The 10,806-nt window shown below is 50.9% G+C and carries 12 protein-coding genes and 1 tRNA gene; 8 read left to right on the plus strand and 5 right to left on the minus strand.

Annotated elements, in window-relative coordinates:
* Positions 1-190 precede the first annotated feature (190 nt).
* Entirely contained in the window at positions 191-457 is a 267-nt protein-coding gene (locus DHN60_RS22030; RefSeq protein WP_108839444.1) for a hypothetical protein, read from the minus strand.
* A gap of 162 nt (positions 458-619) precedes the next feature.
* On the opposite strand from DHN60_RS22030, the gene DHN60_RS22035 reads away from it, so the two are divergent.
* The 5 genes from DHN60_RS22035 to DHN60_RS22055 all read left to right on the plus strand — a co-directional run bounded on the left by DHN60_RS22035 (position 620) and on the right by DHN60_RS22055 (position 5,102).
* Positions 620-1,438, plus strand: coding sequence for a substrate-binding domain-containing protein (locus DHN60_RS22035; protein WP_108839445.1), 819 nt, complete (start codon positions 620-622; stop codon positions 1,436-1,438).
* 316 nt (positions 1,439-1,754) lie between these two features.
* Positions 1,755-2,393: a VPLPA-CTERM sorting domain-containing protein gene (locus DHN60_RS22040; RefSeq protein ID WP_108839446.1), complete on the plus strand. Its 639-nt coding sequence runs from the start codon at positions 1,755-1,757 to the stop codon at positions 2,391-2,393.
* A gap of 384 nt (positions 2,394-2,777) precedes the next feature.
* Positions 2,778-3,535 (plus strand): IS5 family transposase gene (locus DHN60_RS22045; protein WP_108839447.1). Its coding sequence is split into 2 segments (ribosomal slippage): positions 2,778-3,114 and positions 3,114-3,535, totalling 759 coding nucleotides; the frame shifts between segments, so codons are not numbered across the junction.
* Positions 3,536-3,690: 155 nt separating this feature from the next.
* Entirely contained in the window at positions 3,691-3,903 is a 213-nt protein-coding gene (locus tag DHN60_RS22050) for a hypothetical protein (protein WP_108839448.1), read from the plus strand.
* 125 nt (positions 3,904-4,028) lie between these two features.
* Positions 4,029-5,102: a hypothetical protein gene (locus DHN60_RS22055; RefSeq protein ID WP_108839449.1), complete on the plus strand. Its 1,074-nt coding sequence runs from the start codon at positions 4,029-4,031 to the stop codon at positions 5,100-5,102.
* 103 nt (positions 5,103-5,205) lie between these two features.
* Here DHN60_RS22055 and DHN60_RS22060 read toward each other — a convergent pair whose 3' ends face one another.
* The gene (locus tag DHN60_RS22060) at positions 5,206-6,681 is read right to left on the minus strand and encodes a hypothetical protein (RefSeq protein WP_108839450.1); all 1,476 of its coding nucleotides are present in this window, start codon (positions 6,679-6,681) and stop codon (positions 5,206-5,208) included.
* 279 nt (positions 6,682-6,960) lie between these two features.
* On the opposite strand from DHN60_RS22060, the gene DHN60_RS22065 reads away from it, so the two are divergent.
* A complete protein-coding gene (locus tag DHN60_RS22065; RefSeq protein WP_108839451.1) occupies positions 6,961-7,593 on the plus strand; it encodes a hypothetical protein in 633 nt (210 codons plus the stop codon).
* An 87-nt stretch (positions 7,594-7,680) separates the two neighbouring features.
* On the opposite strand, the gene DHN60_RS22070 is transcribed toward DHN60_RS22065, so the two are convergent.
* Positions 7,681-7,756, minus strand: a tRNA-Thr gene (locus DHN60_RS22070).
* A 133-nt stretch (positions 7,757-7,889) separates the two neighbouring features.
* On the opposite strand from DHN60_RS22070, the gene DHN60_RS22075 reads away from it, so the two are divergent.
* Positions 7,890-8,765: a hypothetical protein gene (locus DHN60_RS22075; RefSeq protein WP_108839452.1), complete on the plus strand. Its 876-nt coding sequence runs from the start codon at positions 7,890-7,892 to the stop codon at positions 8,763-8,765.
* Between the two features lie 768 nt (positions 8,766-9,533).
* Here DHN60_RS22075 and DHN60_RS22080 read toward each other — a convergent pair.
* The gene (locus DHN60_RS22080; protein ID WP_108839453.1) at positions 9,534-9,893 is read right to left on the minus strand and encodes a hypothetical protein; all 360 of its coding nucleotides are present in this window, start codon (positions 9,891-9,893) and stop codon (positions 9,534-9,536) included.
* A gap of 144 nt (positions 9,894-10,037) precedes the next feature.
* Between DHN60_RS22080 and DHN60_RS22085 the strand changes: the two genes are divergently transcribed.
* Positions 10,038-10,295, plus strand: a complete 258-nt coding sequence (locus tag DHN60_RS22085) for a helix-turn-helix domain-containing protein (protein WP_108839454.1) — start codon at positions 10,038-10,040, stop codon at positions 10,293-10,295.
* A 297-nt stretch (positions 10,296-10,592) separates the two neighbouring features.
* Here the strand turns inward: DHN60_RS22085 and DHN60_RS22090 are convergent.
* The coding region (locus DHN60_RS22090) for an integrase core domain-containing protein (RefSeq protein WP_159089347.1) at positions 10,593-10,806 on the minus strand (214 nt) is incomplete at its 5' end.

The following is a 10,806-nucleotide window of genomic DNA, read 5'->3' on the forward strand; positions in this document are numbered from 1 at the left end:
GACAAGGGGTAGGTTCGACGTCCTCCGGGACGGAGGCAGATCGAGCCAGCCAACCGGCTGAGGTGGGCAACTCCCAACCTCGTGAGTGACATTTTGGCAGATCAGTCCCGTACGCCATCAGGAGGCAGGATAATCCCTGACCTCGTAGAGAACCACGGACCCGGAAGACACAGAACCTAACACACTTGACTTAACCACAGACAGAGAACTGGTTCAGGGGTTTGCCGACTTTCGCCGCAACCCGGATGAACTGGAAAGACGCGGACTTTGCGGTCATTTGGTACGCTTGACGCAATTGTTGAGGAACTTGATCTCCTGGAGTGAGCTGGCCACTTTGCCCCGAAGGCAAATAGAACCACAATCGCACACTCCATGTTCCCGAAACCAGACCTTCGCCGCGTTGCACAATTCCGTAGTTTGAGCCCAAAATGTCGAATTCTGCCAGGCGCACGAACATCTGCTTCAAAGAGATAGTGAATGGGCTTTTGCAAGATTGTATGTGGTTCAACAATTTGTTGTCTTTCGTGCTTTAGGCGTTACAAATTTTTAGTGCGCGAGATGCCAAATCAGGGATTTCCTGGTTGCGTATTTAAGAGCGCAGCAAACCGGGAGTTGTTTCATGAGTTGTTTTCGCAACCTGTCTTTGACCTTGGCAGTTCTTGCTGTACCGGTTCTGGCCGATACAGCAGCCGAAAGGAGCGGCGAGACAGCTTTCCATGATCCAGAAATTGAACATGCGCCCGGTGATGGTATTGTCCGCTTGTATGGTGCTGGCGGCCCCCACACAGCGTTCCGCAGTGTGGCAAAAGTTTGGACCGAACGGACTGGGACTGAAGTCAAAGTAGTCGCCGGCCCAGAGGCCGATTGGACTGCGGAAGCACAATCCCAAGCAGATATTCTATGGGGCACGTCCGAACAATCTATGACCGCTTTCCTGCTGACATATACAGCATTCGATCCAGATAATGTTGAGCCGATCTATATCCGTCCCACTATTATTGCGGTGGCCAAAGGAAATCCTTTGGGCATTGAGAGTTTTGAGGATTTACTTGGAGAGGGTGTTCGCATTGTCGTCACTGAGGGAGCGGGTGTCTACAACACATCCGGCACGGGCACTTGGGAGGATGTGGCCGGTCGTCTAGGGCGGCTGGAAGATATCGCAGGATTGCGCGCGAACATTCAATCTTTTGCCTTGGGGTCGGGTGCCGGATACGCTGAGATTTCTGAAGGACGCGCAGATGCCTGGATCACATGGCCAAACTGGCCATTGACCAAAGAGGACCTTGAAATGATTGAGCTTGCTCCCGAGCGAACGATTTGGCGCGATGTAAACATCGTTCTTTCGCCGCGGGCCGATCTGGAGGCGCAGGCATTTCTAGATTTTCTTGTGTCTGAGGAGGCTCAGGAAATCATGGCGACCGAGGGCTGGGAGCGCTGATTGAAATGCAAAACTTAATTGGAGGCATGGCAGCCAATCCAAGACCGAAAATTCAACTATAGCCAAATAATGGGTTGGTTCGACGTCCCGAAAGCTGGCATCAAATACCTATCGCTCAAAGGCAGCTCTACCTGTAGCAAGCGGTGGCTCACCTATACGAAAGAGTGAGTAGGATATCCATTTACCTGCCCCAATATCCATTTACCCGCCCCAAAACCTATTCCGAGAAGCTATGCCTTGGTTACTTCTGGGTGCGTGTTGTTAGTGTTTCGATTTTCTTGAGCGCGCATGCACTTTGTATCTCAAGAGGATAAAAATGGGTTTGAAATCTTTACTAGTTGCAGGTGCTATTGCCCTCGCTTCGACATCTTTGAGCGCGGTGCTTTTGCCCGCAAGTGGCGCGATGGCTGCCACGTTCGATCCAATTTACATCGAGAGTTCGGACAACCGTCCCGGTGCAACGGGGGACATTAGCGGTGAAAGCGATTTGGGTCTCATCGCTGCTGGATCCCATGTAGGTATTGCAGGTCGGATCGTGACGGCCGTGGATACGTGGGAATTCCAGACGGACACCAGATGGTTTATCCGTTTTGTTGATTTGCCAATCGATGACCAGCTGTATTTTGACAGTTCGAATATCACAGATCCTGTTGGAGGTTTCGCTGACAACGCTGACACAACGACTGCGATTTTCTCAATATTTGATGCGTCAGACAACTCGCTTCTTTTCTCTAACACAATTACTGCGGCAGCATTTGGTGCCGGCACACAGAGTGAAATCGACTATACTGGGACCGCTGGTAATTTCGTTCTTAAAATTGATGGCCAAAATGGTAGCCCTGGGGCTACCTACGACATAGGCATTTCAACGGTTCCGCTTCCGGCGGCAGCTTGGCTATTAATGTTTGGTGTGGGTGGCTTGGCAGCTGTGAAGCGTCGCAAAAAGAAAGCCTAGTGTGCCATCAAACATAACCTATTGGTAAAGGCGGTGTTAATACATCGCCTTTTTTTGCGCTGGCATGGCTGTGAGTGGCCAAGACTAACGTGCAAACTCAGCACGGGTATCAGGCGGCTTTGTCCGTAACCCGGTCGTAGGCTCTTCAATTTTCGCTGCGGTTACAACCAACGACCGCGTTTCTTGCTGCGGTGCAACTGATGGGTTGAGTCGATTTTGTTGCTGCACCTGCGAAGGAAACGATTTCAATCCTGCCGCTTTGGGCTCAGCGCCGTCATCTGACTCTTTTTATCGGATGACTGGATCGCGATGGATAGCGGCCCTTGCGATGATCGATTCCATTCACCCATTTAACGTGATTCATGTGCGACAGGAGGATTGTCCATGTCGCATCTGTTCTGGCTCGACCAAGAGCGTCTCAACCGCATCAAGCACATGTTCCCAAAGCCACGTGGTGTTGCTCGTGCTGACGACCGAAAGGTTCTCAGTGGCATCATCCATGTCATTCGCAATGGCTTGCGCTGGCGAGACGCTCCATCAGACTATGGGCCACATAAGACGCTTTACAATCGATGGGCGCGATGGTCCCAGATGGGCGTCTTTGCACGCATCCTGACCGAATTGGCCGCTCAAGGCGATGCAACAAGCACACTAATGATTGATGCGACCCACCTGAAGACCCATCGAACGGCCTCCAGCATGGGGCTTAAAAAAGGGGGCGTGGTCGCCTGATTGGCCGCACCAAGGGTGGGCTGAACTCGAAACTCCATGCCATTACCGATGCGGTGGGTCGTCCCATCAAACTATTTCTGACTGCAGGGAATGTCAGCGATTACATCGGCGCACGGGCGCTCTTACCCTCACTGCCTGCTGCCGATTGGATGCTGGCGGATCGCGGCTATGACGCCGATTGGTTCCGTGAGGGCTTGAAAGAAAAGAGCATCAAACCCTGCATCCCATCGCGGCTGAACCGCAAAGACGCCATCCAACATGACACCAAGATTTATCGAAGCCGTCACAAGATTGAGAACATGTTCGGACGGCTGAAGGATTGGCGCAGGGTCGCGACCCGCTACGACAGATGCCCTGTAATCTTCCTGTCTGCCATCGCCCTCGCGGCAGCGGTGTTGTTTTGGTTATGAGTCCAGAGCCTAGCAGTTGACGTAAATCAATGCAGAAAACGTATCGTCGGCTAATCTTGAAGGCCACCTCAAGGCTGAATGGGGTTCTACATTAGTGTTTTGATACGCTTTAGAAAAACACAGCGCTTGAAAGATGTCGGAGTGATTAGATTTATATGTGTGGTGGCAATTACTTCAATGCCCGGATCCGCGATGCGCTGCTAGACGAAGAGGTTTTCTACTTATTGCGCGAAGGCCAGCCCCAGTCAAAACACCCCGACTTTCAACATGGTTTGCAAACAGGCAACTGGATGAAAGAGAAGGGCCGAAGGTTGGCTGGGATTCAAAGGTTTTTGGCAAAACGTCCAAAGCTCTTCCTGCCGAATTGACTTAAATTTCTCTTAAGACACATGACACTTGAGTGGGGCTGGCAATAAGAACTTTGGGCTGTCAACCAAATGACGTAGTTTTGACGTATCTTGGTGATTTCAGGTAACCGGCTATTGGAGAAATAATGATGAAAAAAATTCTACTCACAATCGCACTTTTGGCAATGGCTGGCTCAGTACACGCGGAAATCCAGACGATTACTCTTCATTCATACAAACACTGGACGGTCGTATACAATTTCGACGAAAGCGATGGCTGGAATAATTGTTCGATGCAGATCAGAAATGATGGTCTATCGCTCAGTTTAACTGTGGACGGCAACGAAAATGCTAGACTCCATCTGTACGACGAAAAGGCGGACTACAGCAGTTGGACCGATGGAAACAAGTTCCAGCTACAGATCGACAACTACGGACGTTGGGACATGCCAGCCGATGGCTATGACCACTCACTCTTTGTTGATCTCGACTACATAGCTGACAAAGATAACGTCGATAGGCTTCTTTATGAAATCCGTCAGGGTCTGAGGCTGTCAATCCACGAGTACGGCGAAAAGGAAGAGTTCTATTGGTTTTCCTTACACGGATCAAAAGCGGCAGCTAATGCCATTGTTGAGAATTGCTTGGACAACCTGAAGCCGTACGCGTTTTCAGAACCCCAACCGGAACCCAAGCAAGCTCCGGTCCCTGGAATGGACAACCCAGTTCCCGGGCTACCCAATACGCTATATGAACTACGCGTGGAGGACACCTCAGTTGGTACGGTAGTGTACTTTAATGGAGTAGTCGCAGAAGGTTTTGCTGAAGACGTCAAATCATATGGTGATTTTGACTACTTTGTCATCGAAGAATCAAATGGAGGCTTATTAGGCGAAGCCATCGAGGCAGGCGCATACCTGCGCAACAATGATGTGGCGACCTCCCTTGACGGAGCATGTGCATCTGCGTGCGTCGAGCTATATGCTGGTGGTGTGAAACGATACTATTCTGATAATGCACGTTTTGGCGTTCATGCAATGTCTGTTGATGGAGACGAGATGAGTCTAGCGACAACCCAGAACTTGTTGTCATTGCGTGTAAAGCATTTCGAGGCGAGTGGTGTGGACTCTAAGATTGTTATCGATTCACTCGATACTCCGACAGAGGAAATCCGTTGGCTGTCGACCTCTCAGGCTCGAGTATATGGCTTGATCAATTAACTCTAAATAGAAAACTAGCGCATCCAAAGTTTCAGCATGGAATGCAAACAAGCGTGAGTGCGGAACAAAAATACGAAAAGCTCCACGGCAGCCTATCGCAGCATCAGACTATCAATTCTGTAATTCCTGCAATGAGGCCAGCTTGCATGCTGCGTTTTACGGCGGTCTTGCGCGCCTCTTCACTCATGGCATCGCCGTTCAGAAGCACTCGCACATTTCTGGCCAGCGACACAATTCCCGCAAAGGCAACTGTGTCCAGAATTTCCGGTTCTGCGCCTGAAGTCAGYTTTTCAGTCGCGCTGTCGAAATCGTGAGATAGCTGTTCGTTGGAAATTTCAGTCGACGCAAAACCATGCTTCTCGGCGACCTCTGATGTGACCATTGCGGGCGTATCTTCGTACTTCTCAAAATGTGCTTCGACATAGGCCCCATACGACGTGGCCTTAAGCTGGAATTCTCTGATTTCGCTTGTTTCTGTGTTGATGATTTGAACGTCTGCTCCAGGATGGTTGGTCGCTTCAAACAATTCCACGCGGAACTCGTCGCCATCACTGTTTTCCGCTCTTGCGAATTGTAACTCGTGCGCGATGCCTTTTACGTTGTTTTTGAAGCCCTGTAGCTGAGCGGGTGAGAACGCCTGAACGTGTTCGGCAATCTGTTCGTTGGTCATTTCAGACAGTTCATTGGATGAACGCCGAATGGCGTCCAGCATGTCTTGTTCCGCCAGAGCGAATTCGTGCGGACCTTCGGACAACAGATTGAAAATGAGCGCTGAGCCAACGCCAACTATGAGCGGTTCAGTTAACGTTGATGTATGTTTGGCGAAGCCACGCACAAAGCTCAGTTCGGTGAAAGCATTTCTAAACCAACGGCGCTGCATGATTGGCCATTCTTGTGAGACCAGCAGCACTTCGGACGCTTTCTCAACAAGCGGCGCAAGCGCGTCTTCGTTCAGGGCCGCAGCCTCTTTTGCGCTGAGTGCCAGCTCTCCCCTTTCTGCCTGCCGCAACCCTAAAGCCAACGCACTACACGCATCGACAAGTTGCTTTTCTGACTGGGACAAGTCGTCGATGTGGCGCGTTGGGCCCAAAAGGTACTTGTTGGCGAGTGGTTTGATTGCGAACGGCGCAGCTACCGCTCCTGCAACCGCAGCGCCACCCACAACCAATGTTCCCATTGCTACCGAGCCACCAATCCAAGCTAAAGCGCTCGAGGTGAAAGCCGCACCACCGAGACTGGCAATTGCCGTGCCGTTTGAAGCTGTTCCAACAAGTGCAGCAACCGAGAAAAGCGAGGCGGGCACGGCGGCGCCAGCAAGCTTACTAGTGGCAACTGTAGCAACCTTTTTCGTCCAGCCACTCTCGTTGACGACACAATCTGACAGGTGTTCACAGGCATCGGCCGCGCGTCCAAACCAATTGGTGTCATCCAAGGGCTTCTGAGAATCTAGGTATTCCTCGAATTGCACTTTCGTCCAGTCAGTAACGCCGTATGAAGTTTTTTGAACCTTATTAAAGGCGCTGAATGCAGCGTTCCAAGTTTCGCCAGCAAGCCGTTGAAAACGATTGTTCGACGCCATTTTTGGTTCTTTCTCTGAAGTGTAGTCTTGTAAGTGGAAGGGCGCTTGTCTGCTTGCAAGCCAATAAATAGATTATGCAGTTCTGATTTGGAACTGAGGCCAACAGTGTGGATCGGCTTTCAAGACCTGACATGGCGCGGAAACTGATTGAAGTCTTCGGGGCTAGGCTAGTTCTCTCGGAGCTGAGTTAGGCCAAATCACACACAGAACAATAAGTGAACATTGCCTTCGCAAGCAATCAAAATCCGTTTATGATTTCGACAAAATACGGAGGCGAAAATGGGCGGCATCGGCAGCGGACGACACTGGCATTGGAACACGAAAAGCACCACGGCAGACTATCGCAGCATTGATGTGCGGCGGTGGGCGCGTGAGGGCCTGCTGACGCCGGGACAGCGTACTTCATGGAAATGGTCCATTGAAGGTGAGAAGGTTGCTGGCATCGACGTAAGGGCCGACCAGGGATTGGTCAGGCTCATTTATCGCAGCGGAGACTATGGCGACGAATGGGAGAGCCACGATTACCCCGTGCGCCTGCTTTCCCAGCCATGCCACTACGGTGGCCATCGCGTGTGGTTCGCCTGCCCAGCGCAAGAATGCGGGCGGCGGGTGGCAAAGCTCTATGGTGGACGGATATTCGCGTGCAGACATTGCCACCAGCTTGCTTACCCATCCCAGCGCGAAAAGCCGTTTCAACGCTATCAACGGCGCGCCTTCAAAATCCGTGAACGTCTTGGATGGATGACCGGGCCGTGTGACCCGTGGGGCGATAAGCCGAAAGGGATGCACCAAAAGACCTATGAGCGGCTGCTGTACGAGCTCGACCATTGGGAAGGTGCATCTGACAACGCCTTTGCGGTGGCTTTCATGGAGCGGTTTTCTCACTTGGTTGATGATGTGCCACTGCCCTAGCAAAGTTGAAAAGGTGGGCGATAGGGTGGATTAGCAAGGAGCCTAAATACTTTTTTCCCACGAAAACAACAATTTACTGGAATAAAATGGTGCCCCCACACGGACTCGAACCGCGGACCTACTGATTACAAATCAGTTGCTCTACCAGCTGAGCTATAGGGGCATTTCGGCGTGTCTCTAATGCCAAGCGAAGATGGTGGCAAGATCAAATATGCATGTCAGGCAGAGGTTTTATCCCGCCGGATTTCCACTATACCTTGCAGCAAGCCCAGTCACAGAACTCAAAGGCAACTCAAATGCAACTGGTCCTGCATGCAGGCGCACATTTTACCGAAGAAGATCGGCTGTTGCGGTGTCTCTTGCGCAATGCGCAGGAGTTTTCCAACCGGGGTGTGACGGTCCCCGGACCGGGCAAGTATCGCACGCTGCTCAAAGAAACCGTGGCCGCCCTGCAAGACGCCCCGCCTGCACCTGATGCCCGGGATGTTTTGTTTGATTTGATTCTGGAGGAAGAAAACGCGGATCGGGTGATCCTGAGCCAGATGTTCTTATTTGGCGCGCCCCGCGCCTGTGTGCGCAACGGTGTGATCTATGAATCTGCACCTGAGCGTGTCGCACAACTCGCTGCACTTTTTGAACATGACGAATTTGAGCTTTTTCTGGCGCTGCGCAATCCGGCAACTCTGCTGCCAGCTCTTTTTCAACAAGCACCACAGGAGGACATGGATAGTTTTCTGCGTGGCGCTAACCCGTTAGATATTAAATGGTCCGACACGCTGACTGCGATCCGCGCCGCCGCCCCAACCGTCAAAATCATTGTCTGGTGTTTCGAAGACATGCCAATGATTTGGTCTGAAATCATGCGCGAAATGGCGGGGCTCGATCATGGGCAACCAATCATCGGCGCCTTCGATCTGCTCTACGACATCATGTCAAAAGAAGGCGCGGAACGGTTTGACGCTTACATCAAAGATCATCCGGACCTGACCGAGATACAGATCCGGCGCGTAATCGCGGCCTTTCTTGACAAATTTGCGGTCGAAGATGCGATCGAAGAAGAACTTGATGCGCCCGGCTGGATCGACAGTGACATCGACGCAATGACCGAGATTTACGAAGATGACATGGGCACTGTCGCTCGCATTCCCGGCGTAACATTCATCGCGCCGTAAAACACCCAGCCCGATCGCACGTTTTCGTGCCCTAAGGCGCGTTAGCTCATGCCAAGCGTTTCTTTGATATATGGTGTGTTCGATGGTTTAGATGCTTATTTCGTTGCATTCAGGACATCTAGACCCACAAAAGTGACAGTAAATCCATGAATCACTCTAAGTTCATTTGGTGCGACAGTTTTGATGAGTATACCTTGCACCCGCCCTGCCCGTTCAAGTTTTGCAATAAATTCGCTGCTGCACGTGGCAAGAAGCCCATTTTCGGAACGACCGCTTGTGGAAAAATCCACACCATTAAGTGACTACCCCCAACACGTCCCTTGTTGACCGTGACACAAATGTATGAGGTCGGCGGGGCCTTCGTTCACAACGGATATTCACTGCCAGACTGGCAAATGGCAACAATGCGAAAGGAAAAGGACAAGTAATCGTGAAAAGCGGGAAGTTCTGCATATTGAAATACCTTCACGAGCTTGCTCACTTGGTTTCTGACCGCCACAGGGATTAATTTTTGTCTCTCATGGACAGGCATATGCCGACATGGAGATCAGTGCCTGCCGAACTGAATGCGATGCCGCTTTCTGCTTGGGAATGATCTGCCATTCAGATCTCAGTGCATATTGTTGGCTTGGCACCCTCATGAGGTGAACCTCTGGTCCACCTATTCGGTTTGGGCTTCTCGTTGTGCTTCGCCAGATATTCGAAGATCGGAGCCTGAGTCCTTATGCCGACATTTATTGCCTGTTTAGACGGTTCACGGATTTGCGGTCAATCGTTCCTAACTTTTCTTTGCTTGAGATCTGATGTTTCAAGTTCGAGCACACCGTTGGCCTCGTTTTGTTCAAAACACGACCTCAACAGACCAAACATTTTACCGTTCGTAATGTCGCGACCAAGAGCCATCGATTTGAACCAATCTCGATCTTCAGGCAAAACCAACAAGTGCAATTGCCCTTTATAAGGCGATCTTGGCCTGCCACGTTGCCTCTTCACTTCAGTTGGCTCAGTATTTTCGTCAGTTTCGCGAGGCGCTGTGCCGGCCTCGGCTACGACCGCACTTAATATTTCCCGCATGGCCTCATGAAAAAGAGCAACTAGTTCTTGCTTGGAAAGTGGTTTTTCAGTCATTTCGTATATTTTTCAGCGGTTGTTCAACCTGAGGTGATGTCGGATCGACCTTTGCTAAGGCACAATGGCAATTTCTCACAGCATACTTCATTATTCACAGTTTACTTCATAGTCGCAAGCCCGTGTTCTCTGCTTTCTCAGCAAATGGCGTCGTCAACCTCAGATTCTCTGCTCAACGCACTCGCATTGGTCCTCCGCCGACACAGGTTAGCAGCAGGGCTATCGCAAGAGGACCTCGCCCACAGGGCCGGTCGGAGTATGCGATATATCTCGCTACTCGAAAGCTGCCGACATCAACCAACCCTAGACACTCTCAAACGGCTGAGCGACGGGCTTGGCATTTCTTTGAGTGCGTTCGTGACTGAAATAGAAATCGAAGAGAAAAGTTGGAAACTGCGTTAGTGTATGTATCTTTTGACTGGAATCTCGACTTTAAAGCGAGATCTGATGATGTTTATCTTTTGAAACACCTCACACTCAGTGAGAGTGAATAACATTTGGTGGACGAGGCGACACATTAGTGGGCCGGTGGAGCTTACAAAATGGCAATCATGAATCAGCATTATACTGCGGGAATCATCTCTAAACTCTAGAGTTAACTGATAAGTCGGCCGCCTCTCTTGAGTGCCCGTCGTCAGGGTTTTTGGAACCAATGGCGGCTTGAACTAAGAGAGAGTTTGGCTCATCTGGTTGGTTGCATTATGCGGCGCGTTGTCCGTGATGCAAGCGCCGCGCTTCGAGTGTCTTTCGTTTGATCCTTTCTCTTTCCTGTAGAATGGCTTTGTCCCTGCCGAAGTAGACGTTGGCGGGCGTGACGTTGTTCAAGCTTTCATGGTAGCGTTGGTGATTGTAATGATCGACGAAGGTTTCGATCTGGGCTTCGAGATCACCCGGTAAGAAGTAGTTTTCTAGC

This window comes from Tateyamaria sp. Alg231-49 (assembly GCF_900143535.1).
Lineage (GTDB): Bacteria > Pseudomonadota > Alphaproteobacteria > Rhodobacterales > Rhodobacteraceae > Tateyamaria.

Coding starts and splice junctions, on each gene's coding strand:
- DHN60_RS22065 (WP_108839451.1), top strand. CDS start 6,961: ATGGGCGGCATCGGCAGCGGACGACACTGGCATTGGAACACGAAAAGC.
- DHN60_RS22075 (WP_108839452.1), top strand. CDS start 7,890: ATGCAACTGGTCCTGCATGCAGGCGCACATTTTACCGAAGAAGATCGG.
- DHN60_RS22055 (WP_108839449.1), top strand. CDS start 4,029: ATGATGAAAAAAATTCTACTCACAATCGCACTTTTGGCAATGGCTGGC.
- DHN60_RS22040 (WP_108839446.1), top strand. CDS start 1,755: ATGGGTTTGAAATCTTTACTAGTTGCAGGTGCTATTGCCCTCGCTTCG.
- DHN60_RS22050 (WP_108839448.1), top strand. CDS start 3,691: ATGTGTGGTGGCAATTACTTCAATGCCCGGATCCGCGATGCGCTGCTA.
- DHN60_RS22080 (WP_108839453.1), bottom strand. CDS start 9,893: ATGACTGAAAAACCACTTTCCAAGCAAGAACTAGTTGCTCTTTTTCAT.
- DHN60_RS22030 (WP_108839444.1), bottom strand. CDS start 457: ATGTTCGTGCGCCTGGCAGAATTCGACATTTTGGGCTCAAACTACGGA.
- DHN60_RS22085 (WP_108839454.1), top strand. CDS start 10,038: ATGGCGTCGTCAACCTCAGATTCTCTGCTCAACGCACTCGCATTGGTC.
- DHN60_RS22035 (WP_108839445.1), top strand. CDS start 620: ATGAGTTGTTTTCGCAACCTGTCTTTGACCTTGGCAGTTCTTGCTGTA.